Raw genomic sequence first — 26,025 nt, 5'->3', positions numbered from 1 at the left:
GGCACGCGCAAGCCGGGTAGACCGAATGCGCGCAAACGCCGCCGCACCGGCGCGCCGTGGACATCGGACGCTCGGCCGAACCCGGCATCCGGATGCGTTCGAGCAATTCCTCTAATCGGCTCGCACGCTTCGCGAACCGAAAGGACGCTGCAAGGCTCGGCGATGCGACGTTCCACAGTTCGGGAAACCGGCACGTCCGAACGGGTCGAGAATTCCCGCCGTCGCGGCTCGCGCTGCACGCGTCCCGGCCCCGCGCCGTCGCGCGCCCACATAGTGCGACGCGCGCCGCATTCCGGCGCGGAGGCGAACGACGCGTGCGCGCACGGCAGCGCCGCGCAATTGCGCACATTCCGATACCGCAACGAACGCGTCATGCGCTCGAACGGCGCGGACGGTCGCACCGGCGCGCCGCAAACCGGTTCCGTCCGTCCGCGCATGCCGTTGCGCGCGCACCCAACGCAGTGCCCGCGCGCGGCACGCCGGTGTCAGAACTGACAGCTATGGAAACTGCCAGCTACCTGAACGACCCCGACACCCTACGCTCGTCACCGCTCGCAGCCCCACAAGGGTTGCGGCTTCCAGCAACGTCGTCTCTCCCGAAAAAGGATTCCCGATGAAAAGGAACGCGCGGTTCGCCCTATCCCTCCCGTCGCCCCGCCGCCTCGCGTGCGCGTGGCCGCTCGTGTTCGCCGCCGGTGCGGCGCATGCGAGCACGGACTGGGTCGATACCCACACGAAGGCCTTTCTGACCGGCCCGCAGCTGATGGCGCGCAGCACGGCGCCGTCGCTCGAACTCGCGGCCGGCGAGACGGCCGACATCGTCGTCAGCCTGAAGCTGCGCAACGCGGCGCAGCTCAAGCAGCTCGCCCGCGACGTGAACCGGCCCGGCAACGCGCATTACGGCCAGTACCTGACGCACGAGCAGTTCCTCGCGGACTACGCGCCGACCGAAGCGCAGGTCAAGTCGGTCGTCGACTATCTGCGCAAGAGCGGGTTCGTGAACATCGAGGTCGCGCCGAACCGGCTGCTGGTGTCGGCGCACGGCACGGCGGGCACCGTGAAGACCGCGTTCAACACGTCGCTCGTGCACTTCCAGTACGCGGGCCGCGCCGGGTTCGCGAACGCGTCGACGGCGCAGGTGCCGCGCGCGCTCGGCGACGTCGTCGGCTCGGTGCTCGGCTTGCAGAACGTCGCACGCGCGCGCCCGATGCTGCGCATCGGCAACGTCGCGAAGCCGCAGGCGCTCGCGGCCGGCACGGCCACCGGCCACTATCCGAAGGAGTTCCCCGGCCTCTACAACGCGACCGGCGTGTCGACGGCGGCCGGCGTGACGGTGGGAATCGTCACGATCGGCGGCGTATCGCAAACGCTGCAGGACCTGAAGCAGTTCACGTCGAGCAACGGCTACGGCACGGTCGCGACCCAGGCCGTGAAGACCAACGGCACCGGCACGTCGGGCAGCTACAGCGACGACCAGGACGGCCAGGGCGAATGGGATCTCGACAGCCAGTCGATCGTCGGCTCGGCGGGCGGCCAGGTCGGCAAGCTGGTGTTCTACATGGCCGACCTGAACGCGGCCGGCAACACCGGGCTCACGCAGGCGTTCAACCGCGTGGTGTCGGACAACACGGCGAAGGTGATCAACGTGTCGCTCGGCTGGTGCGAGACCGACGCGAACGCGGACGGCACGCTCGACGCCGAGGAGCAGATCTTCACGACCGCCGCGGCGCAGGGCCAGACGTTCTCGGTGTCGTCGGGCGACGAAGGCGTGTACGAATGCAACAACCGCGGCTATCCGGACGGCTCGAACTACACGGTGTCGTGGCCGGCCGCGTCGCCGCACGTGCTCGCGATCGGCGGCACGACGCTGTACACGACGTCGGCCGGTGCGTTCTCGAACGAGACGGTGTGGAACGAAGGCCTCGACGGCAACGGCAAGCTGTGGGCGACGGGCGGCGGCGTCAGCACGATCCTGCCGGCGCCGGCGTGGCAGTCGGGCAGCAACCGCCGCTTGCCGGACGTGTCGTTCGACGCCGCGCAGAGCACCGGCGCGTACATCTACAACTACGGCCAGTTGCAGCAGATCGGCGGCACCAGCCTCGCCGCGCCGATCTTCACCGGCTTCTGGGCGCGGCTGCTCGCGGCAAACGGCACCGGGCTCGGCTTCCCGGCCGCCAGGTTCTATGCGCGCATTCCGTCGAATCCGTCGCTGGTGCGCTACGACGTGGTGTCGGGCAACAACGGCTATCAGGGGTATGGCTACACGGCAGGCACCGGCTGGGATTACCCGACCGGCTTCGGCAGCCTGAACGTCACGAACCTCAACAAGCTGATCCAGTCGGGCGGCTTCTGAGCGTCGCGTGAAGGCCGGCGCGCGCCGATGGCGGCGCGCCGGCCGGCGAAGCGCTCGCTGTCAGGACACCGCGCGCCGCGCATTGCGGCCGCGCAGCCATTCGAGCGCGAGCAGCAGGCTCGTCGAGAAGATGATCAGGATCGTCGCGAGCGCCGCGATCGTCGGGCTGATGTTCTCGCGGATGCCGGTGAACATCTGGCGCGGCAGCGTCGTCTGATCGGCGCCGGCGAGGAACAGCGTGACCACGACTTCGTCGAACGACGTCGCGAACGCGAACAGCGCGCCCGACATCACGCCCGGCGCGATCACCGGCAGCGTCACGCGGAAAAACGTCGTGACCGGATTCGCGCCGAGCGACAGGCTCGCGCGCACCAGGTTGTAGTTGAAGCCCTGCAGCGTCGCGGCCACCGTCGTCACGACGAACGGCACGCCGAGCGCCGCGTGTGCGGCGATCAGCCCCGTGTAGGTGTTCGCGAGCCCGAGCGGCGCGAAGAACAGGTACATGCCGACGCCGACCACCACCACCGGCACGATCATCGGCGACAGCAGGATCGCCATCAGCAGCGCCTTGCCGCGGAAGTCGGCCTTCGTGAGGCCGATCGCGGCGAGCGTGCCGAGCACGGTCGCGACGATGGTGGCCGCCGGCGCGACGATGAAGCTGTTCTTCGCGGCCATGCGCCACTCGTCCGACGCGAGCAGGTTCTCGTACCAGCGCATCGAGAAGCCCGGAATCGGATAGACGAGGAACGTGCTCGACGAAAACGACAGCGGCACGATCGCGAGCACCGGCAGGATCAAATACAGCAGCGTCAGCACGACGAGTACGCGCAGCGCGACGTACCACGCGCGTTCGACGAACGACATGTGCGGCGCGAACAGCGGCCTGGCGAGTTTCATGGTCGGACTCCCTTCCCGTTTCCCTGTGCCCGGCTCAGCCGAGGCTCACGTTGGTGCGCGTGAAGCGCCCGTATACCGCATACAGCACCAGCGTCGCCGCGAGCAGCAGCCCGCCGAGCGCACACGCCATGCCCCAGTTGATCGTCACGTTGGTGAAGTACGCGACGTAGTAGCTGACCATCTGGTCGTTCGGCCCGCCGAGCAGCGCCGGCGTGATGTAGTAGCCGATCGCGAGAATGAACACCAGCAGCGCGCCGGCGCCGATGCCCGGGTAGGTCTGCGGCACGTACACGCGCCAGAACGCGGCGAACGGATGGCTGCCGAGCGACACGGCCGCGCGCTGGTAAGTCGGCGGAATCGACTTCATCACGCTGTACAGCGGCAGGATCATGAACGGCAGCAGGATGTGCGTCATCGAGATGTACACGCCGACGCGGTTGAACAGCAGGCTCAACGGATGCGAGATCAGCCCGCTGCCGATCAGCGCGCTGTTGATGAGCCCTTCGCTCTGCAGCAGCACGATCCACGCGGCGACGCGCACCAGCACCGAGGTCCAGAATGGAATCAGCACGAGGATCATCACGAGGTTCGCGCGACGCTCGGACAGCGTCGAGATCCAGTAGGCGAGCGGATAGCCGAGCAGCAGCGCAAACAGCGTGACCGCGACGCCGATCACGAACGTTCGGCCGAAGATCGCGAGGTAGATCGACTGATCGGGGTCGGCCTGCACGATGTTGCCGAAACCGTCCTGCTTGTGGTCGAGCGACGCGAGCAGGTAGAACGGCGACAACTGGCTGCCGTTCTTCGCGATCGACTGCCAGTAAGGGAGCTCGCCCCAGCGCGAGTCGAGCTCGATCAGCTTCGCACGCGTTTGCGCAGGCGTGAGCGCCGCATCGTTGTCGCCCTTCAGCGGCATCGCGCGGGCCGTCTTCGCCACCAGCGAGCGATAGCCGGGAATTTCGGTGTTCAGGCGCCGTGCGAGTGCGCCCATCGCCTCGCTGTCGGCGACCTTCGCCATGTCGGCCGCGAGTGCGACGTAGGCGGCATCGGCGGGCGGCGCCTTGCGGTCCCAGGCCGACAGCGCGGCGATCGTGTTCGGCAGCGCGGTCGCGATCTCGGGGTTCTGCACCGCGCGCGTGAGCAGCGTGCCGATCGGCACGACGAACACGAGCAGCAGGAAAATCGCGAGCGGCGCGATCAGCAGCAACGCCATCGTGCGCTTGCGGGCCTCGGCGGACTTCAGCTCGCGCTTGAGCGCGGCGGTCGACGGTGAAGAGGGGGCGATCGTCATCGTGTTCAACGGTTCTCTCCGGCCGGGCTCGATCCGGTGGAATGCCGCGCGGCGCGCTCGACGCGCCGCGCGGCGGGTTGCATCAGGACAGCTGAACGGCCGTTACTTCGTCGCCCATGCGGCGAAGCGCTGCTCGAGCTCGTCGCTGTGGTCGGTCCAGAAGCCGATGTCTTCCAGCACTGCGTTCTTGCCGTTGGCCGGCGAGTTCGGCAGGTTCGCGAGCGTCTTCGCATCGAGAGACTTGATCGCCACGACGTTCGACGGGCCGTACGCGATGTGCTGCGCATACGCCTGCTGCGCCTTCGGCGTCAGCGTGTACGCGATGTACTGCTCGGCCAGCGCCTTGTTCGGCGTGCCCTTCGGAATCGCCCAGTAGTCGAGGTCGTAGATGCTGCCGTTCCACACGACCTTCAGGTTCTTGCCTTCCTTCTGCGCGGCGTCGATGCGGCCGTTGTACGCGGTCGACATCACGACGTCGCCGGCCACGAGGAACTGCGGCGGCTGCGCGCCCGCTTCCCACCACTGGATGTACGGCTTGAGCTCGTCGAGCTTCTTGAACGCGCGATCCTGGCCCGCCTTCGTGCCGAGCACCTTGTACACGTCCTTGGTCGGGACGCCGTCGGCCATCAGCGCGAACTCGAGGTTGTAGCGCGCGCCCTTGCGCATCCCGCGCTTGCCCGGGAATTTCTTCACGTTCCAGAAATCGGCCCAGCCCGTCGGTGCGCTCTTCAGCTTGTCCGCGTTGTAGGACAGCGCCGTCGACCACACGAAGAAGCCGACGCCGCAGGTCTGCGGTGCTTCCGGAATCAGATCGGACTTCTTCGCGATCTTCGACCAGTCGAGCTTCTCGTACAGGCCTTCGTCGCAGCCGCGATTCAGGTCGCCCGATTCGACTTCGACGACGTCCCAGCTCACGTGCTTGGCCTCGACCATCGCCTTGACCTTGGCCTGTTCGCCGTTGTACTCGACGGCCGTGACCTTGTTGCCGGACGCCTTCTCGAACGGCTGGTTGAACGCGGCTTTCTGAGCGTCGCCGTTCGCGCCGCCGAAGTTGACGACCGTGAGTTCGGCCGCGGTGGCCGATGCGCCGACGACGGCGAGCGCCAGGGCGAGCGCGGTGCGACGCGCGGTAGTGCTTGCTCCGTTCATGATGGTTCCTCTCGTGGTGGAAGTGAGGCAGTTGTTGTTGACGTCGTACTGCGGAAAAGCGGATGAACCCGGCGTCACGCGAACACGCGCAGGTGCTCGGGCGCAAAGGCGAGCGAGATCGGCGCGCCGGGCGAGAACGTGTCGAGCGCGCCCGTGCCGAGCGGCACCTTCACGAAGCATTCGTCCTGGCCCGGCAGCGCGCAGCGCATGCGCACGTGATCGCCGAAATAGATGAGGCTGCGCGCCTCGCCGGTCACGCAGTTGGCCGGGCCGCTTGCCTGACCGTTCGCGAGACTCATGCGTTCGGGTCGGATGCACGCGACGGCCGGCGCACCTTCGACCGCATCGCCGATGCGGCGGCCGACGAGTTGCGTGCCGTCGTCGAGACGGAACTCGCAGAATTCGCCGTCGACGCGCGCGATGGTGCCGCGCAGACGGTTGCTGTCGCCGATGAAGTTCGCGACGAATTCGTTGCACGGCGATTCGTACAGGCGGTCGACGGTGTCGAGCTGCTGCACGATGCCCTTGTCGAACACGGCGACGCGATCGGACATCGTCAGCGCCTCGCCCTGGTCGTGCGTCACGTAGACGAACGTGACGCCGAGCTTCTCGTGCAGCGCCTTCAGTTCGTACTGCATGTGTTCGCGCAGCTGCTTGTCGAGCGCGCCGAGCGGCTCGTCCATCAGCACGAGCTTCGGCTCGAACACGAGCGCACGCGCCAGCGCGATACGCTGCTGCTGGCCGCCCGACAGCTGCGCCGGATAGCGCTTCGCGAAGCGCTCCATCTGCACCATCTTCAGCGCATGCGCGACGCGCTCGGCGCGCTCGGCGGCGCCGAGCTTGCGCACCGTCAGCGGATACGCGACGTTCTGTTCGACCGTGAGGTGCGGAAACAGCGCGTAGTTCTGGAACACCATGCCGATGTTGCGCTTGTGCGGCGGCACGGTGTTCAGCAGCTCGCCGTCGAGACGGATCTCGCCGCCCGTCGGGAACTCGAAGCCCGCCAGCATCATCAGGCAGGTGGTCTTGCCCGATCCGGACGGCCCGAGCAGCGTCAGGAATTCCCCGCGCTTGATGTCGAGGTCGAGCGATTTGACGACCAGCGTCTCGCCGTCGTAGGTCTTTCGCACGCCGCGAAAGCTGACGATCACATCATCGGACTTCATCGTGGTGGTCCCCTTGCTGCGCGACAAATGTTTTTGACATGCGAACTACTATACGGCGCGTACGGTTCTACAATAGGGAACCATTTCAATATTCCTAGTGGGACCACTTTGGATACCGTGATCCTGGCCGACTGGCTGTCCGCCCGCCTCGACCGCAGTTCGTCCGAGCCGATGTACCGGCAGCTTCTGCAGCAGATGCAGCAGGCGATCCTCACCGGGGAACTGGCGCCGGGCACCAAGCTGCCGAGCTCGCGCACGCTCGCAGCCGATCTGTCGATCGCGCGCAATACGGTGCTTCACGTATACGATCAGCTCACCGCCGAGGGCTACGTGCTGACGACCACCGGCAGCGGCACCTACGTGGCCGACACGCGACCGGACGCCGCGGCGATCCGCGTGCCGGGCGCCGCGCAGCCGTCGTGCGAAGCCGATGCGGCGCCGCAGCAGGACACGCGCCGCGACCTGTCGATGCGCGGCCGGCAATTGATCGAGCATGCGGGCGTGTCGCGGCGCCAGTGGGGCGCGTTCATGCCCGGCGTGCCGGACGTGGCGGAATTCCCGAGCCGGACCTGGAGCCGCCTCCAGGCGCGGCTGTGGAAGGAAGCCAACCCGGAGCTGCTGACCTATGCGCCGGGCGGCGGCTATCGGCCGCTGCGCCGCGCGCTCGCCGACTACCTGCGCGTCGCGCGTTCGGTCAAATGCTCGCCCGACCAGGTCATCATCACGACCGGCATTCATCAGTCGATTGATCTCGCGGTGCGGCTGCTGTCGGACATCGGCGATCGCGCATGGGTCGAGGAGCCGTGCTACTGGGGCGTGCGCAGCGTGCTGCAGGCGGCCGGCCTGACGCTCGCGCCGGTGGCGGTCGATCAGGAAGGGCTGGATCCGCGCACGAGCGACATGCAGCATCCGCCGCGGCTCGTGCTCGTCACGCCGTCGCACCAGTATCCGCTCGGGATGGTGATGAGCCTCGCGCGGCGCCGGATGCTGCTCGAATACGCGCGTCAGCATCGCTGCTGGATCATCGAGGACGACTACGACAGCGAATTCCGCTACGGCAGCCGGCCGCTCGCGTCGCTGCAGGGCCTCGACGACGGCGGCCGCGTGATCTACGTCGGCAGCCTCGGCAAGATGCTGTTCCCCGGCTTGCGGATGGGCTACATGGTCGTGCCCGAGCATCTCGTCGACACGTTTCGCACCGGGCTGTCGGAGCTGTACCGCGAAGGCCAGCTGATGCAGCAGGCCGTGCTCGCGGAATTCATCATGGATGGTCACCTGACGTCGCACGTGCGGCGCATGCGCACGCTGTACGGCGAGCGTCGGCAATTGCTGATCGATGCGATCCATGCGCGCTTCGGCGACGCGCTGCCGGTGATGGGCGACGAGGCCGGCCTGCATCTGGTGCTCGGTCTGCCCGAAGGATGCGACGATCACGCGGTCACGCAAAGCGCGTTCGACGCCGGCGTGATCGTGCGCCCGCTCACCAGTTACTACAGCAGCGAGGCCACCGCACGGCCCGGGTTGCTGCTCGGCTATGCATGCGTCGCGCACGAGCGCATCGGGCCGGCGTTCGATACGCTCGCGGCAACGATCGAACAGCATCTGCCGCGGCATTTCACGCACGCGGCGTAGCGCACGGGCGTCAGCGCGTGGCGTTGGCGCGTGCGGTTACCGCGTGCCGGCCGCGCTGCGATCGAACGCCGCGGCGCGCACCGCTTCGCCCGGCTTCGTGAAGATCCGCTGCCGCAGCGCCGCGATCTGCGCATCGCGATCCTGCTGCGACAACCCGGCCGCATCGATCTGCGCGCGCTGCGCCGCATAATCCGCGTAACGGCTTTGCCACGACGCGTCGTCCTGCTGCATCTGCACGACGCGCGCGGCCACGTCCGCACCGAGCGACTGCGTCAGTTGTGCGCGCACCGCGTCCGGCGTCGCGCCGCTCTTCTGCAATTGCGCGATCTGGTCGAGCGCCGCGCGCTGCCGCTCGGCCGGCGCGCGCGCGGCACGCTCGTCGGCCGGCATCTGCTGGTCGAGCGCCGCGAGCCGCTCCGCTTTCTGCGCATCGGTCAGCGTGCGGTCCTGCACGATCCTGAGCCGTGCGAGATCGTAGCGCTGCTGCGATTGCTCGGCACCGAAGAACGGCTGGCTCCAGTCGCCGAGCGTCCGGTGCGCGATCGACGCGCGCTGGTCGAGCGCGCGCTGCAGCGCCTCGGGATCGATCTTGTCGACCGCGCCGCCGTCCGGCAGCTTCTCGAGCGCGTCGAGATACGCACGGTAGCGGCGCCACACGTCGAGCGCCTCGGGCTGCGCGGGCGTTGCATCGAGCTGCGCGGCGATCTCGCGTGCGACCAATGCGTCGAGCGCGGCCGCAGTGAGCTCGCTGCGCGCGGTCAGGCAGTAATCGAAGAAGTCACGCACCGCGCGCACCTTCGCGAGATGCCCGCCCGAATCGAGCGGCAACCGCGGCGCGCTGGAGCCGACCAGTGGCGCCGGCAATGCGGCGCTCGCCGGCAGCGCGGCCTGACGAACTGCGGCGCTCGCGCCGTCGGCCGCGACCGCATTGGCTGGCGTGCGCGACGCATCAGCGCCGCTCTGCGATCCCGTGCCGCTCCAGATCGCGACGCCGACGATCGCGGCCAGCCCCGCCGCACCGTATGGCGCGATCCGACGCAGCAGCGGTGCGCGTGTTTGTTGTGCACTCATCGATCACACACCCGCGAGTTTCAGCCGGTTCGCATGCGTGCGGATGACCGCGACCGGGTCCTCCGCAAACGCACCGTGCACGCCGAGCGTCTGATTGATCTCGTCGACGTGATTCCACTTGTAGTGCGTGCCCAGCACCTGCCCGTACAGCGCGCTGCATTTCGACACGAGCCCGTCGTTGCGCCCCGAGCCGCGATTGATCATCACCGTGCCGGTGGCGAGCATCGCAAGCGTCGAAGAGTCGTCCTTGTACGCGGGATCGATCAACGGAATCGTGCTGACATCCTTCGCGAGCATGACGCCGGATAGCGAAAAGGCCGGCCGAATCGCAGTGCCCGTCCACGAGTACAGCAGATGCGTATGGCCGCCGATCGTCTCGGTCGACGCGCCCGTCTCGCAGCTGCCCGGCGCGCCGAGGCCCGCGCTCGGATAGTTGACGTTGTAGACGGCGGCCTGCGACGTGGTCAGCGTCTGCAGCGCGGCCAATGCGTCCTGCTTCAGGTTGAAGTTGGTGCTCGTCAGGAATGCCATCAGATTGACGAACTTCGCGATCACCGCCGACGACAGCCCCGTCGGGTCGTAGGCGAGCACGCGCTGCACGAAGTCCGCGAACTCGGAGCCGCGGTGCGGCGTGCCGATCGTCGTCACCGATGCGACGAGTTCCGGCGCGACCGCCGCGACATAGCGCGACGTGAGGCCGCCCTGGCTGTGACCGACCAGGTTCACCCGCGTCGCACCGCTCGCGGCGAGCACCCGCTTGACGTAAGCGAGCAGCTGTTCGCCGCGCCCGTTCGGACCGTCGTCGCTCTGGAACGCCGACAGATTCGCGACATAGACGCTCGCGCCGTGCTGCTGCAGATCGCCACGTATGCCGTACCACTGATCGATCGCGCCGCCGATTTTCTCGTTGCCGTTGATGCCGTGCACGAAAACGAGCGGATAACGCGTCGCCGCGTAAGTGTCCGATGGCGCGGTTGCCGCCACGGCCGTGCGCGTCGTCGCGAGCGCCATCACGGCAGTCGCTCCCGCGAACGGCGCAGCGCTCATCGCGCATGCCGCTGCACCCGCCATCACCCTGGAACGCATCGATTTAGTCATGTGTACACCTCCGAATTCATCGTCCTCAAAGGCGTGCCGCCGGCCATTGCGTTGCCGTTGCGAACACGCGTCGGCGACGCGCACGCGCCGTTGCAGACAACGGTACCGGCGTGCGCGTCGAGGCCGAGAGTGAATCACAAACCGCGAAGGTTTGACCACCCCGCGAGACCGTTCGCCGAGTGGTCGACACGTCCCGCGACGCAACGCGACGCGCGTCGCGTTGCGCGCGAGCGGAGGTCACACACCCGCGAGTTTCAGCCGGTTCGCATGCGTGCGGATGACCGCGACCGGATCCTCCGCATACGCGCCGCGCACGCCGAGCAACTGGTTGATTTCGTCGAGGTGGTTCCACTTGTAGCGCGTGCCCAGCACCTGCCCGTACAGTGCGCTGCACTTCGACACGAGGCCGTCGTTCTGCCCGGCGCCGCGGTTGATCATCACCGTGCCGGTGCCCAGCAGCGCAAGCGTGGACAGGTCGAGCGCGTTGGCTGGATCGATCACCGGAATCGTGCTGACGTCCTTCGCGCCGGTGACGCCGAACATCGACACGGTGGGCTGAATCGCGGTGCCGGCCCACGAGTACAGCAGGTGCGTATTGCCGCCGACCGTCTCCGTCGGCGCACCCGTCTGGCAGCTGCCCGGCGCGCCGAGACCCGCGCTCGGATAGTTCTGGTTGTATGCAGCGGCCTGCGAAGTCGTCAGCGTTTTCAGCGCGGCGAGCGCGTCCTGGTTCGTGTTGTTGCTGCTGCTCGTCAGGATGCCAAAAACGTTGAAGAAGGTTGCAATCACCGACGACGACAACCCCGTCGGGTCGTAGGCGAGCACGCTCTGCACGAAGTCCGCGAACTCGGAGCCGCGGTGCGGCGTGCCGATCGTCGTCACCGATGCGACCAGATCGGGCGCGACCGCCGCGACATAGCGCGACGTGAGGCCGCCCTGGCTGTGACCGATCAGGTTCACCTTGGTCGCGCCGGTCGCGGCGAGCACCGTCTTCACGTAAGCGAGCAGCTGCTCGCCGCGCCCGTTCGGACCGTCGTCGCTCTGGAAACCGGACAGATTCGCGACATAGACGGTCGCGCCGTGCCGCTGCAGATCCTCCTGGATGCCGTACCAGTACTCGAGCACGCCTGCGTACTTGTCGGTGCCGGTAAGGCCGTGCACGAGGACGACCGGATAGCGCGTCGCCGCGTAGTCGTCCGTCGCCGCGGTTGCCGCGGTCGCCGCGTGCGTCGTCGCGAGCGTCATCACTGCGGTCGTCCCCGCGAACTGCGCGCCGCTCATCGCGCATGCCACTGCCGCTGCCACCACCCTGGAACGCATCGATCTGACCATCTATGTTCTCCTGATTATTGTGATTCTGGTGCGAATGAGATCGGATCGATGCACATTGCCCGTTGCCTCGAACGCAGCCGGCATGTGCATCGAATGCGGGAGTGAATCACGAGTGGCGAACGTTGGATCCCGACTAGATACGGTTCTCTAATCGCTTGACGCGCCCCGCCGCTTCGGGCGGGGGCGCGCCGCTGCGCGCGCATGCTGCATCGCACACGCGCTGCGCGTTACAGCTTCGCGCTGACGCGCACCCACGCGGTACGCCCGGGCTCCATCACCGGCGCGTTCGCCGAATAACCGAAGCCCGCGTTGCCCGCGAGGTTCAGATGCTCGGTGTAGGCCTTGTTCAGCACGTTGTCGACGCCGACCGAGATCTGCACCTTCTTGCTGACGTTGTATTGCGCATGGAGCGACAGCACGCCGAACCCGCTGCTCGGACCGAAGTCCTTGCCGACCACGTTGCCCTGGTTCAACGCATAGCGATGCTGCGCCGCAACGACTCGCCACAGGCCACCGGCCGACCAGGCGCCACGGGTGTATTCGAGCCCGAAGCGCGCGTCGAGCGGCGGCATCTGCGGCAACGGATCGCCGCTCGTCGCGTTGCGCCCCCATGCATACGCGAGCGACGTCTCGACGCGCAGCGGCGCGACGGGCCGCCACGACACGCCCGCTTCGCCGCCCATGATCTGCGCGTTGACGTTGGTCGCCCGCGTGGTCGCGCCCATCATTCCGGGCGAGTAGTCGAACAGGATGTAGTCCTGTACGTAGCCCGCATAGGCCGACACCCACGCATCGAACCGGTCGCTCTTGTACTGCGCGCCGATGTCGAGCTGCGTGGTCTTCTCCGGCCGCACCGCCGAGAACGCGTTGATCGAGCCCGCCGGGCCGCGGGTCGCGGAGAACAGCTCCCAATAGTCCGGGAAGCGTTGCGCGTGGCCGATACCGGCGTACCACGTGAGCGGCAGCGACGCGAGGTCGCGTTCATAGCGCACGAAGACGCTCGGCAGCACGCGTGCGCGGTCGTCGTCGAACGTGGGATTCGGCTTGCTCGTCATCATCCCGCTCGTCGCCGCACGCTTGTCGCGCGCGCTCGCGTAGTCGACCCGCGCGCCGCCGATCACGCGCGCCGCATCGCTCGCGAACCACGTCAGCTCGCCGAACGCGCCGGCATTCCACATCGTCGCCTGCGGGTCCCAAGGCTGGTCGCCGTAGTTCTGCCGCCCCATCGCCGAGCGCGAATCGAGCCGGTTCGACTGCGCGTCGACGCCGGTCACGAGCTTGAAGTCGTCGCCGAACCGGAGCGTCGCCGCCGCGCGCGCGCCGAACGTGCGGCGCCGCACCTCGGAGGCCATCCGCATCGGCATGCTGCTGGCCGGATCCGGCTGACGCAACGTGTAGTTGTCCATCACGTGATCGGCTTCGTTGTAGTACACCCGCGCCTCGATGCGCTCGAGCACGTCGCCGAGATGCCGCTTGTCGAACGACACGCCGAACGTTTCGCGGCGAAAATGCGCGCCGTCCATTCCGCGCCCCGCGTAGCGGGCGTAGCCGTCGCCGGTGCCCGCCGTCAGCTCGACTCGCGTATGGTCGTCGGGCGTCCAGCCGAGCGCGGCGTCCGCGTTCCACTTGTCCCATTGCGACGGCACGGTATTGCCGTTGCCGTCCTGGTAGTCCTGCGCGTGCGCGTGATTCGCGATCACGCGGCCGTAGACGTCCGGCGTGCCGGCCGTCACGTCGACGTTCTGGTCGTTGCGGCCGAACGAGCCGCCGACCACGCTGCCGTCGAAGCGCATGCCCGGCCGCTCGAAACGCGGCGTCACGCGCTCGAACAGCACGGTGCCCGCCGACGCGCCCGGCCCGTACAGCACCGTCTGCGGCCCCTTCACGACGGTGACCTTGTCATAGCTCTCCGGCGCGATGTACGAGGTCGGCGCGTCCATCCGGTTCGGGCAGGCGCCGAGCGTCGGCAGCCCGTTCGCCAGGATGTTCAGCCGCGAGCCGAACATCCCGCGCAGCACGGGGTCGCCGTTGGTGCCGCCGCTGCGGATCGACGTGAAACCGGGGATCGTCTTCAGATAATCGGCGCCGTCGCTTGCCGGCAGCGGCTGGCGCGGCGTCTTCGGATCGGTGACGACGACGAGCGGCGTCGTCAGCGGCGACGCGACGACTTCGACGGGCGGCAACAGCCAGGCCGCGTCGTCCGGCGGCGCGCCGGCGACGCGCACGGGTTCGGCCGCGACGGCGGCGGTCATCGCGCTGACGGCCAGCGCGGGAACGGTGAGAGTGAGCACGCGCGGCACGCGCCGTGCATCGGGATGGCGCGACGCGTTCGGCGCGCGCGACGAAAAATTGGTCATGAGTAAGCCCGAGTGACGCCCTCCACGCAGCCTCGACGGACTGCACGGATAGCGGCGATGAAAGAGACGGAAGACTGCGCGTCAGGCGCGCTCGGGCGGTGCGCGTGGATACGCGCGCGGATAGCGTCGTGTGGCAGCCGCAAGCGTGCGCGGTGCGGCAGCGCCCGCGAACACGGCGGGGATGAAGGCGATCGACGCGGCGACGGGGCCGCCGATCGCGGGAACGTGCGCGAAGAAGCCGCAATAGCCGCAGGCGTCGAGATGCGCCGCGTGATCGTGCGCCTGCTGCGCCGCCGGCGCGAGATGTGCACCGTGCCCGGTGCCGCAGACGACCGCATCGGACGACGCGGCCTGCGCGATACGCCACTGCGATACCAGCGGCGCGGCGATCGCGAGCCAGATCGCGAACACGCCGAGCCAGGCGGTCAGATGACGATGTCGATGCAGCATGCGCGGCAGTGCGTAAACGGAATGTAAAAGCAGCCGCGATGTTACAGAATGTTCAGCGCGCTGGCCAGCCGAGCGCGGCCGTAAACGACGCAGGGGCGTATGGTTGTATCGGCAACCATGCGCCCCTGCAGCGTGCGCGCGTCGAACCTGGGCGGCTTACCGCATCATGCGCCGCAGCACGTCGTCACGCCGGACGAAATGATGATAAAGCGCTGCCAGTGCATGCAGCCCGATCACGAAGTAGAAGGCGTTGCCGATCAGCTCGTGCGCTTCCTTGATCGTGGGCCGCAGCGCCTTGTCCGGGCCGAACAGCGTGAACGACACGCCGAGCCAGTCGAGCGACACCGGCTTGCCGCCCATGTTGACCATCATGATGCCGAGCAGCGGCTGCGCGATGATGAACACGTACAGCGCCAGATGCGCGAGCGTCGACAGCCACTTCAGCAACGGCGCCTGCGCGATCGCGTCCGGCACGCGGCTCACCATGCGCCACACCACGCGCAGCACCGACAAGGCGAGCACGAACGTGCCTGCGGTCAAATGCACGTTCATCCAGAACGCGCGGCTGTCGCTGCCTTTGGGGCCGCGAACCTCGATGGCCAGATAGGCGAGCGCAACCAGCAGGAAGACGGCCCAGTGAAAGAAGATAGCCGGCGTGCTGTAGCGCGACTGTTTCGCGATTATGTTTTTCATCGTTGCTCTCATGTTGCTCGTGGAGTATGCGCGGCCGGCACGGGCCGCGGCTGCCCGGCGCGCGGCGGCTGTCGCGATTGTAGCGTCGCGGGCAGCGGGTATTGCACGACTGGATCAAATATCCGACGAATCGGAGCGGCGCGGCGGCATGGCGGCATGGCGGCATGGCGGCCATATGGAAAGTCCGCATCGCGCGCGTGCACGGCTGTGGCACGATGAAGCTTTGGTGCGACGTTGCGCAGGCATCATGAGCAAAGCGTTCTTCGTTGCGGCCTACCGGCTCGTCGCCGCGCTGCTCGCGGTGTCCACCACGCTGCACAGCGTCGCCGGCCGCTGGGGCATGCCCAGTTTTCATCTCGGCAACTATCTCAGCTATTTCACACAACTGAGCAGTCTGTACGCGGCGGCGATGCTGATCGCGGGGCTGTCGCGCATTCCGCGCACCGGCTCCGCGCGCTACGAGTCGATGCGCGGCGCGGCGGTGCTGTACGTGCTGATCACCGCGATCGTCTACGAGCTGCTGCTCGCGCGGCTCGATGCGTTGCGTCACATCACGCCACCCCTGAACAACTGGGTGCTGCACCGGATCGTGCCGCTCGTCGTGCTGTGCGACTGGCTGTACGTGGGGCCGCGCTCGCCGATTCCGCGCCGCAGCACAGTCGCGTGGCTCGGCTTTCCGGTCGTCTATCTCGGCTATACGCTCGTGCGCGGCGCACTGGAAAACTGGTACCCGTATCCGTTCGTCGATCCGCGGCCGCACGGCTACCTGCCGGTCGCCGTTCAGTGTTCGCTGATCGCGCTCGGCGCCGCGGCGCTCGCGCTGGGGATTCGCTGGCTCGGCAATCGTCCGGCGCGGCTCGGCGCCGCGCAGCTCGAGGACGGGTGAAGGCGGGAACGTGTGCGCCGCGCGGCGCACACGTCGTCATGCGATGGCGTCAGCCGCCGTTGCGCGCCAGGAAGTTCATCGGATCGGCGACCTTGCCGTTCTGGCGAACTTCGAACTCGAACGTCGCGCGTCCGCTCGGATCGGTGCCCATCTCGGCGATCGGCTGCCCCGTGCGCACCGCGTCGCCTTCGTTCACGAGCAGCTTGCCGTTGTGCCCGTACGCGGTGATCAGGCCGTTTTCATGCTTCAGGATCACGAGCGGCCCATATGCCTTGACGCCCGTCCCGGCATAAACCACGCGCCCGTTCGCCGCGGCGCGCACCGAATGATCGGGCCCCGACGCGGCAATCACGATGCCGCGCGTCTTGCCGGCCGAGAACGGCGTCGCGACGATGCCGGTAGCCGGCCATGCCAGCGAGCCCGGCTGCGCGGAGGCGGACGGCGCCTGCGTGAGCGACGTCGCGGCCGGCGGCGGCGCGACGCGCAGCACCTGGCCGGGCGACAGCGCGTCGTTGGGCGACATGTGGTTCCAGCTCGCGACGTCCTGCACGCGCTGCCCGTAGGCAGCCGCGACGCTCGCGAGCGTGTCGCCCGGGTTGACGCGGTAATAGCCGGCGATCACGCCGGGCGTCGCGGCCGACATGGGCGTCGACGATCGCATCGGCTGCCAGCTGTCGGTCCACGGCGTCATCGTACAGCCCGACAGCGCCGCGGCCGCGACGACCAACGCCGCCTGCGGCAGCCAGCGCGTCAGCGCCTCGTGGATCGGAATCGTTTCTCTCAAGGGTCCTCCGGGGTTTGCGTCGTTGCGCCGCCCACCGCCCTCCGGCATGCGACGCACGATGTCCGGCCGCACGGCCGGACCAACCAGTATCCGACCGCTGGCGCGGCCGGCAGTTTCCACTGCGGAACGTCGGCGCGAATGGGCTCATCGGCCCCTTTTTCGCGTCGTCCCGCCCGGCAAAGATACCATTGGTCGCGCCCATGCCCGCGACCCGTAGCCGATCCCGCAACAATCTTGCGGCTGCCGCCGCCCGCTCGCGACCGGTGCAGCCCATGAAAACAGCCCGCCGTTCCGGGATGCGGAACGGCGGGCTGTTCGTACTGCCTGAGATCGGTCAACGCGGGCCGCGGTAGCGGCCCGCCGACCGTCGGCGATCAACGACCCTTGTAGATCGGTGCGCCGTCCGACACGCGCTTCACTTGCCAGCCGGTCTTGGCTACCGGTGCACCCGACTCTTGCTGGCCGGCCGGTTGCGCGCCGTAGCCGCTGGTATCGGCAGCGGCGACGTTCTGTTGCGGGTTCACACGCGCTTCAGCTGCCTGGATGCCGACCGGGTAGTCGGTCCGGTCGCTGCCCAGCTTGTAGCCGGCCTGTTGCAGTTGGACCAGCTCGGCCTTCACTTGCGCACGGGTGACCGGCGCATTCTGTTGGGCGAACGACACGGCGGGGACGGCGAGAACGGCAGCTGCAGCGAACGTTGCGATCAGCGATTTCATGATTACCTCCGGAATTTTTTTGCTCCGCCGCACACACCATGTCTGCAGCGATGGAACCAAGTTTAGTCCGGCGAGCACCTAGGGAAAACCATGAAAGAACGAAAACACTGTTTCCGTGACGCCAACAATTCCGGGATCTGGAACCAAAAACCCTACTCAAAGAATAGAATTTCGCAACAATCGCGGCTCGCCGCCTCCCTCAGGACCAGTTCGCGTGGAAGCTGCCGGGGCGGTCGGTCCGCTCGAACGTATGCGCGCCGAAGAAGTCTCGCTGCGCCTGCACGAGGTTCGCCGGCAGCCGTTCGGAACGATAGCTGTCGAAGTACGCGACCGCCGACGCGAACGCCGGCACCGGCACCCCGGCCTTCACCGCGGCCACCACGACGTCGCGCAGCGCGGTCTGGTAGTTGGCGGCGATGTCCTTGAAGTACGGGTCGAGCAACAGGTTCGCGAGCGCCGGATCCTTCGCGTAGGCGTCCGTGATCTTCTGCAGGAAGCGCGCGCGGATGATGCAGCCCGCGCGGAAGATCTTCGCGATCGTGCCGAGATCGAGATTCCAGCCGTACTCCTCGGATGCGGTGCGCAGCTGCGCGAAGCCCTGCGCATACGAGATCACCTTGCTCAGGTACAGCGCGCGGCGCACGGCTTCGACGAACGCGGCCCGATCGCCGTCGAACGGCGCGGCAGCCGGCCCCGACAGGATCTTGCTGGCCGCGACGCGCTCGGTCTTCAGCGACGACAGCACGCGCGCGAACACCGACTCGGTGATCAGCGGCAGCGGCACGCCGAGATCCAGCGCGTTCTGGCTCGTCCACTTGCCGGTGCCCTTCTGCGCGGCGCGATCGAGGATCACGTCGACGAGCTGCTTGCCGGTTTCGTCGTCCTTCTTGCCGAAGATCTTCGACGTGATCTCGATCAGGTAGCTGTCGAGCTCGCCCTGGTTCCACTCGGTGTACACCGCGCCGAGCTCGTCGTTCGTCAGGCCCCCGACGTCCTTCAGCACCGCGTAGCTCTCGGCGATCAGCTGCATGTCGCCGTATTCGATCCCGTTGTGAACCATCTTCACGTAGTGGCCCGCACCGTCCGGCCCCATGTACGCGACGCACGGCTCGCCGTCCGACGGCGCCTTCGCGGCGATCTGCTTGAGGATCGGCTCGACCAGGTCGTACGCGTCGCGCTGGCCGCCCGGCATGATCGACGGGCCGCGCAGCGCGCCCTCCTCGCCGCCCGACACGCCGGTGCCGATGAAGTGCAGGCCCGATTGCGCGAGCTCCTGGTTGCGGCGGATCGTGTCGGTGAAGTGGGTGTTGCCGCCGTCGATCAGCACGTCGCCCTTCTCGAGCAGCGGCTTGAGCGACGCGATGGTCGCATCGGTCGCTTCGCCGGCCTTCACCATCATCAGGATCCGGCGCGGCGTTTCGAGCGACGCGACGAATTCCTCGAGCGTATAGGTCGGGACCAGATTGCGACCCGGGAATTCGGCGATCAGTTCGTCGGTTTTCTCGCGGCTGCGGTTGTACACCGACACCGCGTAACCGCGGCTCTCGATATTGAGTGCGAGATTGCGCCCCATCACCGCGAGCCCGATCACACCGATTGCTTGTTTGCCCATTAGTCAATTCTCCGGAAAAAACGGTGCGCGGCCCGAATCGGGCCGCGCGCACAGGCGAAAGGATAGTGGAAACCCGGTCGCGATGCGCGACGACGTGTCATTGCTCCGCGTGCGGCAAGCGCCGGAACACGACGCTCAGATTGTTCGCCGGCATTTCGACGACCTCGACGCAGTCGAGCCCGCAATCGAGCCCGAGTGCGACGACGGCCTCCAGATCGCGCACGCCCCACGACGCGTCGCGCTCGCGCAGTTGCCGGTCGAACGCTTCGTTGGACGGCGCGGTGTGACGGCCTTCGCGCCGATACGGACCGTACAGGAACAGCACGCCGCCCGCGCGCAGCGCGCGCGCCGCGCCGGCGAACAGCGCGGCGGTGCACGCCCACGGCGAGATATGGATCATGTTGATGCAGACGACGGCGTCGAGCGCATCGGCCGGCCACGACGCGTCGCGCACGTCGAACGCGAGCGGCTCGGCGAGGTTCGCGACGCCCGCATGCGCGGCCCACGCGGCGATCGAGCGGCGCGCCCGTGGATCGGGATCGCTCGGCTGCCAGCGCAGCCCCGGCATCGCCTGCGCGAAATGCACCGCATGCTGGCCCGTGCCGCTCGCGATCTCCAGCACGCTGCCGTGCGCCGGCAGCACGCGGCGCAGCACGTCGAGAATCGGTCCGCGGTTGCGCTCGGCGGCCGGCGCCGACAACCGTTCGGCCGGATCGGGCGATGCCGTCGGCCCGCTCACGCTGCACGCTCCGACACGCCGGCCGCAATGCCGAGCCGCGTATTCAACGCGTCGAGCGCGGGCGCGCAATGCGCCTCGACTTTCAGCGTCAGCATCGGATCGGCGCGCGTGTGGCCGAGATTCAGCGCGGCTACCGGCTTGTGCTGCGCGTGCGCCCACACGCAGAAGCGATAGCCCGAGTACACCATCAGCGACGAGCCGACCACGAGCAGCGCATCGGCCGCATCGAGCGCCTGCGACGCCAGTGCGACGCGCTCGCGGGGCACGTTTTCGCCGAAGAACACCACCGCGGGCTTCAGCAGCCCGCCGCACGCTGGGCACGCCGGCGCGCGGAACGTATCGAGCGCGGTCCATTCGAGATGCGCGTCGCCGTCGGCGGCCGGCTCCGCCTGTGCGCCGAGCAGTTCGGGGTTGTCCGTTTCGAGGATGGTCTGGATCGTCGCGCGCGCATGATCGGCGCCGCAATCGAGACACGTCACGCCGTTGATGCCGCCATGCAGTTCGATCACGTCGGCGCTGCCCGCGCGCTGGTGCAGGCCGTCGACGTTCTGCGTGACGAGGCGCTCGATCCGGCCGGCTGCGCCGAGCCGCGCGAGCGCGCGATGCGACGCGTTCGGCTGCGCGCGGCCGACCACCGGCCAGCCGATCATGCTGCGCGCCCAGTAGCGCCGGCGCGCGGCGTCGGAGCCGAGAAAGTCCTGCAGCTGGATCGGCGGCGAGCGCATCCATTTGCCGTCGCGGTCGCGATAGCCGGGAATGCCGGAATCGGTGCTGATGCCCGCGCCGGTCAGCACGAGCAGCCGCGGATGGCGCTCGACGAAGGTATGCAGCGCATCGAGCGCGGCCGGGTCGATGCCGGCGGACGGCGGGTCGTACAGGTCGTGCAGGTCGGGATCGTGCAGGCGGGTGTCGTTCATGTCGGCGGGCGGGATCGAGCGTGATCGAACGTGATGGGGCGCGCCGGAACGTCGTGCGCCCCGCAGCGGCGCTCCAGCACGCCAGCACATGATACAGAACGCTGCGCGATCCGGCCGGAGGCCGGCACACGACCGCGATGGCGCAAAAAAAGACGCCCATCGGCCACATGGCGATGGGCGCTCCAACAATTGATCCATCGGGGTAGTGGATCAACTGACAGCACAAACTCGTCGGATCCGCCGCTGCTCGGCCGGCGAACCCTACCCCTGAACTGCACCTGCGATTTCCCGGTATGGCGTGGCGGCCTGCGCGTCCACACTTCGCGGTTTTTGGCGATTCGCCGCGCCGCAGCGAGCGCGTGGCGTCCGGCTCGCGCCTGCTGCGCGCGGCGGGCGGCACGACGACGCTTCGCTGCCGTCGGTCGTCCCGCAGCATGCCGCCGCGGGTCATGCCGGCCGGCAGCGGTCGATCCCGTGCGTCACGCCTGCACACTGGCTGTCGGCGTGCGTCCGGACGGAACGGACGGGCGCGCGCCTACGTCGCCACCAGCGGCGGCGACGCGCGTGCACGATCACGGACAGGACTGCGATTCATGTTTGCAACACGACAGGTTGCGCTTCGATCTGTTCTCATTGTCTTGTCCCCGTGTTCGATGCGTCCGACCCGCTGAAGCGAAGGCCGCGCGCCACGGCGGCGGCGCGCGCACTTTTGGCGTGCACAAGACATGCAAGGAGCGCACCATGCTGCACGGCGCAAGGCTGCACGGGCCCCGATATCGCGGCGATGCAACGCGCGCAGCGACGCCAATGCGTGAATGATTCGAAAATGAAACAGCGAGGCCGTCCGCGCGAGCGGCGGACGGTGACCGCACTGTCGTGGGCGATCGCTCGCGTTGGCGGGCGCGATTCACCGGTGCCGACGCGATACCGACGATCCGCTTACAATCCTGCGATCGTCGCCGCGGCAGCACGAATCGCGCGGCGCGCTCCGCAGCCGGCCCGACGCACGATGCACGATGCGTGCTCAACGCGATGCCCGTCGGTACATCGCCAACCCCGGACACGGCCGCACGCGTGTCCGCTTCGTCCACTCATTCGAGGAATGACCATGCCGCCGACCGCTACCGACCGCACCGGCGCCGCGAGCCGGGTCTTCTCGGACGAGCGGCTGTCGATCGGCCTGACGCTGCCGCTGCTGCGCGCCGGCGACAGCGTCGCGGATTTCAACGAACAACTCGAACTCGCCGCCCTGGCCGACGCGCTCGGCTTTCGCGCGCTGTGGGTGCGCGACGTGCCGCTGAACAGCGCCGACTATCCCGACCCGGTCGGACACCTCGACCCGTGGGTGCTGCTCGGCGCGCTCGCGTCGCGCACGCGCCGGATCGTCCTTGCGAGCGGTGCGATCGTGCTGCCGCTGCGGCATCCTCTGCACATCGCGAAGGGCGCGCTGTCGGTGGCCGCGCTGTCCGGCGGGCGCTTCGTCCTCGGCCTCGGCTCCGGCGACCGGCCGTCCGAATATGCGGCGTTCGGCGTCGACGCGCAAACGCGGCGCGACCGCTATCGCCGCCATTGGGAAGTCGTCGCGGCGGCGCTCGACGTTCCGTCGCGCGTGCTGCCCGACGAGACGCCGCCCGGCGCGCCGGCGTTCGCGCTGCTGCCGCACGGCGACGCCGCGGTGCCGATGCTCGCGGTCGGCTCGGGAGGACAAAGCGTGGACTGGATCGCGCGCAACGCGATCGGCTGGATGACCTATCACCGCGATCCGGAGACGCTGCATGCGCGTCATTCGATGTGGCGAGCGGCCGTCGAGCGGCTGGCACAACCGGCGTTTCGCGCGTTCGGCGTGGCGATGCGGCTCGATCTCGATGCGAACCGCGCTGCGCCCGCCACCGCCCTGCCGCTCGGTTACGCAACCGGACGCGCGGCGCTGATCGAGGTCCTGCAACGCATGCGCGCAGCCGGCGCGCATCACGTGACGCTGAACCTCGGCTCGGCGCGGCCGCTGCGCGAAGTCGTCGAGGAAATCGCGGAACACGTGCTGCCGGTTTTTCACGACGGTCGCGAATGATTCGTCGGTGATCCGGGAAGTGCCGCGCAGCACGTTGCATTCCCGGCGGATGAACCCCACGGTCGTACAGCGATCGAGCGCGCGGGCCGCACCGCGACGCTTTCATCGCCTGAGCCGATGCGCTCGCATGCGCCGCCTGGGTTGCCCCATTCGCGCCCGCTCGCCGCCGATGGAACTATTCGGTTCCGGTCGCGATCATGTTAACGTCCGTCCATCGTCCAGACCGCCGGGCCGCATCCGAATGCGCGCCCGCATGCCCATCCATGCGACATTTCCTGCTCGGCTGGCTGCTCGCCGCCGTCGTCTCCATTGCCCATGCGGCCGCCCCGGCCTCGGCTCCCGCTGCCGCGTCCGCCGCGTCGGGCGCCGTGCCTGCGTTGACGCCGCAACAGGCGCAACAGGCGCTCTCCGTGCTGCAAAACCCGCGCGAGCGCGAACAGGTCGAAACGACGCTGCGCGCGATCGCCGCCGTCGGCGTACTGAGCACGCCAGCGTTGCCGGCGAGCGCGGCGGCGCCGGCCAGCGCTGCGTCGGCGGCCGCGCCCGCCGCGCTCACGACCAACGGGCTCGCGTCGATGCTGGTGCGCCAAGGCTCGCACTGGGCCGGCGAAATCGGCGGCGCGCTGAACGAATCGCTGCGCTCGCTGCTCGACGTCGCTTCGGTCGGCAACTGGTGGCACGAACGGCTGGTACGCGCCGACGAACGTGCAGACCTGCTGCACGCGCTCCTGACCATCGTCGCCGTGCTCGTGCCGGCATTGGGCGCCGAATGGCTCGCGAGAAGGCTGCTGCGACGCACGCTGCGCGCATTGGGCGCGCGTCGCGCGGAGTCGTCGCGACGGGCCGACGCCGCGCCGTCCGAAACGGAGCCGCCCGAGTCGACCGAGTTGCACGAGTCTATCGACCACGCCGCGTCGACACCGCTCGCGGCCGGCACCCCGAGCGCCTCGAGCGTATCGAGCACGTCCGCCACGCCCGAGACGCAAAGCCGCGGCCACGCGCGGCGCCATACGACGCTGCTGCACCGGATGCCGCGCGCGCTGGTCAGTCTGGTGGTGCGCGCGGTGCCGCTGCTGGTGTTCGCCGGCGTCGCGAGCCTGACGATGTCGGTGCTCGACGGCGACGGCACGCCGACCGACACTGCGCTCGGCTCGCTGATCGACATCTACGTGATCTGCCGTCTCGTGACGATCGTCAGCCGCTTGTTTTTCCAGCCCGATGCGCGACAACTGCGGCTGCTGCACATCAGCGACGCGTGGGCCGCGTACGCGCAGCGCGCGATCGCGCGGATTGCGATCGTCGTCGGCATCTGTACGGCCGCGATCGAGCTCGCCGCGAGCTTCGGCCTCAGCGAGGCCGGCCACGTCGCGCTGCTGAAAGCGGTCGCGCTCGTCGGCCACCTGATGATCTCCGCGCTGATCCTGCGATGCCGGCAGCCGGTCGCCGCGCGCATCCGTGCGACCGGCGACGAGCACCGCGCGTTCGCGATGTTCTCCCACGCGCTCGCCGACGCGTGGGCGCCCGTCGCGGTGTTCGCCGTGATGGCACTGTGGTTCGTGTGGGCGCTCGACGTCCACAACGGCTACCGCGTGCTGATCGCGCTCGGCGGCCGCTCGATCGCGGTGATGATCGGCATGCGGATCGTATCGATCGTCGTGTTCGGCGCGCTCGCGCGGCTGTTCCAGCGCCGCGACGACGACCGTACGCTCGTCCATCTGCACGCGTACCGCTACTACCCGCTGCTGCGCAGGATCGTGTCGACGGTGATTGCGATCGTGACCGTCGTGCTGCTGCTGCAGATCTGGGGCGTGCCGATCTTCCATGCGTTCAAGACCGGCACGATCGGCCATCGGCTGGCGTCCGCGCTGATGACGATCGCGATCGCGGCGCTCGTCGCGCTGTTCGTCTGGGAGGCCGCCAACATCGCGATCGAGCGCCGCCTGCAGCAGTGGACGCGGGAAGGCAATCTCGTGCGCGCCGCGCGGCTGCGCACGCTGCTGCCGATGCTGCGCTCGCTGCTGTTGATCATGATCGCGCTGGTCGTCGTGCTGACCGGCCTCAGCCAGATCGGCGTGAACATCGGCCCGCTGCTCGCCGGCGCCAGCATCTTCGGCGTCGCGCTCGGCTTCGGCTCGCAGAAGCTCGTGCAGGACTTCATCACCGGTATCTTCCTGCTGATGGAGAACGCGATGCAGGTGGGCGACTGGGTCACGCTCGCCGGCGTGTCGGGTACGGTCGAATACCTGTCGATCCGCACCGTGCGGCTGCGCGGCGGCGACGGCTCGCTGTACACGATCCCGTTCAGTTCGGTCACGACCGTCAACAATACGAATCGCGGGCTCGGCAACGCGGCCGTCAAGGTCAGCATCGCGTACGGCCAGGACATCGATCCGGCAATCGCGACGCTGAAGGAGATCGGCGCCGCGCTACGCGACGATCCGAACTACAAGGACGGCATTCTGTCGGATTTCAGCTACTGGGGCGTCGATCAGGTCGATGGCGCGACCGTCACGCTCGCCGGGCAGATCCAGTGCAAGGATTCGGCACGCTGGGGCGTGCAGCGCGAGTTCAACCGGCGCATCGCGGTGCTGTTCCGCGAACGCGGCATCCGCATTGCGAACCCGCAGCGCAGCGTCGTCGCGTATGACGCGGGCGCACAACACGGTGGCGCTGAAGGCGCCGAAGGCCCGGATACGGCTGCCGCCCCATCGGCAGCGGTCAATCCGCCGCCGCGGCCCGCACCGCAGTGATCCGCGCCGGGCGCGACGCGCGCGTGCCCGGATGCGCGCCGTTCCGCCCGGCACTTGGCCGAGC

Annotated in this window: 20 protein-coding genes; 5 read left to right on the top strand and 15 right to left on the bottom strand. The window is 68.3% G+C overall.

The genetic code is table 11. The features are described from left to right. Window positions 1–613 precede the first annotated feature (613 nt). A complete protein-coding gene (locus tag MBR110_RS16350) occupies window positions 614–2,353 on the top strand; it encodes a S53 family peptidase (protein ID WP_059463442.1) in 1,740 nt (579 codons plus the stop codon). A gap of 60 nt (window positions 2,354–2,413) precedes the next feature. Here the strand turns inward: MBR110_RS16350 and MBR110_RS16345 are convergent, their stop codons facing one another. The 4 genes from MBR110_RS16345 to MBR110_RS16330 form a co-directional block, all read right to left on the bottom strand. After that, a complete protein-coding gene (locus tag MBR110_RS16345) occupies window positions 2,414–3,250 on the bottom strand; it encodes an ABC transporter permease (protein WP_011881704.1) in 837 nt (278 codons plus the stop codon). A gap of 34 nt (window positions 3,251–3,284) precedes the next feature. Then, window positions 3,285–4,541 (bottom strand): ABC transporter permease, encoded by a 1,257-nt coding sequence (locus MBR110_RS16340; RefSeq protein WP_011881703.1) that lies wholly within the window; start codon window positions 4,539–4,541, stop codon window positions 3,285–3,287. 102 nt (window positions 4,542–4,643) lie between these two features. Then, window positions 4,644–5,690, bottom strand: a complete 1,047-nt coding sequence (locus MBR110_RS16335; RefSeq protein ID WP_011881702.1) for an ABC transporter substrate-binding protein — start codon at window positions 5,688–5,690, stop codon at window positions 4,644–4,646. Between the two features lie 74 nt (window positions 5,691–5,764). Next, window positions 5,765–6,856, bottom strand: coding sequence for an ABC transporter ATP-binding protein (locus MBR110_RS16330; protein ID WP_045578166.1), 1,092 nt, complete (start codon window positions 6,854–6,856; stop codon window positions 5,765–5,767). 108 nt (window positions 6,857–6,964) lie between these two features. On the opposite strand from MBR110_RS16330, the gene pdxR reads away from it, so the two are divergent. Further along, the gene (pdxR, locus tag MBR110_RS16325; protein WP_034195007.1) at window positions 6,965–8,488 is read left to right on the top strand and encodes a MocR-like pyridoxine biosynthesis transcription factor PdxR; all 1,524 of its coding nucleotides are present in this window, start codon (window positions 6,965–6,967) and stop codon (window positions 8,486–8,488) included. A gap of 36 nt (window positions 8,489–8,524) precedes the next feature. Here the strand turns inward: pdxR and MBR110_RS16320 are convergent, their stop codons facing one another. The 6 genes from MBR110_RS16320 to MBR110_RS16295 form a co-directional block, all read right to left on the bottom strand. Continuing rightward, window positions 8,525–9,559 carry a lipase secretion chaperone gene (locus tag MBR110_RS16320; RefSeq protein ID WP_011881699.1) on the bottom strand — a complete coding sequence of 345 codons (1,035 nt, stop codon included), beginning with the start codon at window positions 9,557–9,559 and terminating at the stop codon, window positions 8,525–8,527. A gap of 3 nt (window positions 9,560–9,562) precedes the next feature. Beyond that, complete coding sequence (locus tag MBR110_RS16315) at window positions 9,563–10,657, bottom strand: esterase/lipase family protein (protein ID WP_011881698.1); 1,095 nt, start codon at window positions 10,655–10,657, stop codon at window positions 9,563–9,565. Window positions 10,658–10,894: 237 nt separating this feature from the next. Then, the gene (locus tag MBR110_RS16310; RefSeq protein WP_011881697.1) at window positions 10,895–11,989 is read right to left on the bottom strand and encodes a triacylglycerol lipase; all 1,095 of its coding nucleotides are present in this window, start codon (window positions 11,987–11,989) and stop codon (window positions 10,895–10,897) included. Window positions 11,990–12,216: 227 nt separating this feature from the next. After that, entirely contained in the window at window positions 12,217–14,346 is a 2,130-nt protein-coding gene (locus MBR110_RS16305; RefSeq protein ID WP_181709418.1) for a TonB-dependent copper receptor, read from the bottom strand. Between the two features lie 81 nt (window positions 14,347–14,427). Next, window positions 14,428–14,796 (bottom strand): DUF2946 family protein, encoded by a 369-nt coding sequence (locus tag MBR110_RS16300; protein WP_181709417.1) that lies wholly within the window; start codon window positions 14,794–14,796, stop codon window positions 14,428–14,430. Between the two features lie 156 nt (window positions 14,797–14,952). Further along, window positions 14,953–15,489, bottom strand: coding sequence for a cytochrome b (locus tag MBR110_RS16295; protein WP_059740578.1), 537 nt, complete (start codon window positions 15,487–15,489; stop codon window positions 14,953–14,955). A 247-nt stretch (window positions 15,490–15,736) separates the two neighbouring features. On the opposite strand from MBR110_RS16295, the gene MBR110_RS16290 reads away from it, so the two are divergent. Next, entirely contained in the window at window positions 15,737–16,375 is a 639-nt protein-coding gene (locus MBR110_RS16290) for a Pr6Pr family membrane protein (protein ID WP_059475552.1), read from the top strand. 49 nt (window positions 16,376–16,424) lie between these two features. On the opposite strand, the gene MBR110_RS16285 is transcribed toward MBR110_RS16290, so the two are convergent. From MBR110_RS16285 to MBR110_RS16265, 5 genes are all read right to left on the bottom strand, one after another. After that, window positions 16,425–17,159, bottom strand: coding sequence for a peptidoglycan DD-metalloendopeptidase family protein (locus MBR110_RS16285; RefSeq protein ID WP_045578171.1), 735 nt, complete (start codon window positions 17,157–17,159; stop codon window positions 16,425–16,427). A 374-nt stretch (window positions 17,160–17,533) separates the two neighbouring features. Continuing rightward, the gene (locus MBR110_RS16280; protein WP_011881691.1) at window positions 17,534–17,875 is read right to left on the bottom strand and encodes a DUF4148 domain-containing protein; all 342 of its coding nucleotides are present in this window, start codon (window positions 17,873–17,875) and stop codon (window positions 17,534–17,536) included. A gap of 199 nt (window positions 17,876–18,074) precedes the next feature. Next, entirely contained in the window at window positions 18,075–19,487 is a 1,413-nt protein-coding gene (gndA, locus tag MBR110_RS16275) for an NADP-dependent phosphogluconate dehydrogenase (RefSeq protein ID WP_181709416.1), read from the bottom strand. A gap of 97 nt (window positions 19,488–19,584) precedes the next feature. Next, the gene (locus MBR110_RS16270) at window positions 19,585–20,226 is read right to left on the bottom strand and encodes a DUF938 domain-containing protein (protein WP_034195001.1); all 642 of its coding nucleotides are present in this window, start codon (window positions 20,224–20,226) and stop codon (window positions 19,585–19,587) included. Then, window positions 20,223–21,143, bottom strand: a complete 921-nt coding sequence (locus MBR110_RS16265; RefSeq protein ID WP_059558871.1) for an NAD-dependent protein deacetylase — start codon at window positions 21,141–21,143, stop codon at window positions 20,223–20,225. Before MBR110_RS16265 ends, MBR110_RS16270 begins: the two co-directional genes overlap by 4 nt. A gap of 1,108 nt (window positions 21,144–22,251) precedes the next feature. Between MBR110_RS16265 and MBR110_RS16260 the strand changes: the two genes are divergently transcribed. Together MBR110_RS16260 and MBR110_RS16255 are read left to right on the top strand one after the other, a co-directional pair. Beyond that, window positions 22,252–23,211 (top strand): TIGR03571 family LLM class oxidoreductase, encoded by a 960-nt coding sequence (locus tag MBR110_RS16260; protein ID WP_059735016.1) that lies wholly within the window; start codon window positions 22,252–22,254, stop codon window positions 23,209–23,211. 263 nt (window positions 23,212–23,474) lie between these two features. Continuing rightward, a complete protein-coding gene (locus tag MBR110_RS16255) occupies window positions 23,475–25,961 on the top strand; it encodes a mechanosensitive ion channel family protein (RefSeq protein WP_059734992.1) in 2,487 nt (828 codons plus the stop codon). Window positions 25,962–26,025: the final 64 nt, after the last annotated feature.

Source organism: Burkholderia sp. MBR-1, from assembly GCF_013822785.1.
GTDB lineage: Bacteria > Pseudomonadota > Gammaproteobacteria > Burkholderiales > Burkholderiaceae > Burkholderia > Burkholderia vietnamiensis.
Note: the sequence above shows the minus strand (reverse complement) of the source record. Positions and strands in the feature narration are given on the sequence as shown.

Excerpts from the sequence above, each read along its gene's own strand:
- MBR110_RS16350 (WP_059463442.1), top strand. The coding sequence starts at position 614 with ATGAAAAGGAACGCGCGGTTCGCCCTATCCCTCCCGTCGCCCCGCCGC.
- MBR110_RS16345 (WP_011881704.1), bottom strand. The coding sequence starts at position 3,250 with ATGAAACTCGCCAGGCCGCTGTTCGCGCCGCACATGTCGTTCGTCGAA.
- MBR110_RS16340 (WP_011881703.1), bottom strand. The coding sequence starts at position 4,541 with ATGACGATCGCCCCCTCTTCACCGTCGACCGCCGCGCTCAAGCGCGAG.
- MBR110_RS16335 (WP_011881702.1), bottom strand. The coding sequence starts at position 5,690 with ATGAACGGAGCAAGCACTACCGCGCGTCGCACCGCGCTCGCCCTGGCG.
- MBR110_RS16330 (WP_045578166.1), bottom strand. The coding sequence starts at position 6,856 with ATGAAGTCCGATGATGTGATCGTCAGCTTTCGCGGCGTGCGAAAGACC.
- MBR110_RS16320 (WP_011881699.1), bottom strand. The coding sequence starts at position 9,559 with ATGAGTGCACAACAAACACGCGCACCGCTGCTGCGTCGGATCGCGCCA.
- MBR110_RS16315 (WP_011881698.1), bottom strand. The coding sequence starts at position 10,657 with ATGACTAAATCGATGCGTTCCAGGGTGATGGCGGGTGCAGCGGCATGC.
- MBR110_RS16310 (WP_011881697.1), bottom strand. The coding sequence starts at position 11,989 with ATGGTCAGATCGATGCGTTCCAGGGTGGTGGCAGCGGCAGTGGCATGC.
- MBR110_RS16305 (WP_181709418.1), bottom strand. The coding sequence starts at position 14,346 with ATGACCAATTTTTCGTCGCGCGCGCCGAACGCGTCGCGCCATCCCGAT.
- MBR110_RS16300 (WP_181709417.1), bottom strand. The coding sequence starts at position 14,796 with ATGCTGCATCGACATCGTCATCTGACCGCCTGGCTCGGCGTGTTCGCG.
- MBR110_RS16295 (WP_059740578.1), bottom strand. The coding sequence starts at position 15,489 with ATGAAAAACATAATCGCGAAACAGTCGCGCTACAGCACGCCGGCTATC.
- MBR110_RS16290 (WP_059475552.1), top strand. The coding sequence starts at position 15,737 with ATGAGCAAAGCGTTCTTCGTTGCGGCCTACCGGCTCGTCGCCGCGCTG.
- MBR110_RS16280 (WP_011881691.1), bottom strand. The coding sequence starts at position 17,875 with ATGAAATCGCTGATCGCAACGTTCGCTGCAGCTGCCGTTCTCGCCGTC.
- gndA (WP_181709416.1), bottom strand. The coding sequence starts at position 19,487 with ATGGGCAAACAAGCAATCGGTGTGATCGGGCTCGCGGTGATGGGGCGC.
- MBR110_RS16265 (WP_059558871.1), bottom strand. The coding sequence starts at position 21,143 with ATGAACGACACCCGCCTGCACGATCCCGACCTGCACGACCTGTACGAC.
- MBR110_RS16260 (WP_059735016.1), top strand. The coding sequence starts at position 22,252 with ATGCCGCCGACCGCTACCGACCGCACCGGCGCCGCGAGCCGGGTCTTC.
- MBR110_RS16255 (WP_059734992.1), top strand. The coding sequence starts at position 23,475 with ATGCGACATTTCCTGCTCGGCTGGCTGCTCGCCGCCGTCGTCTCCATT.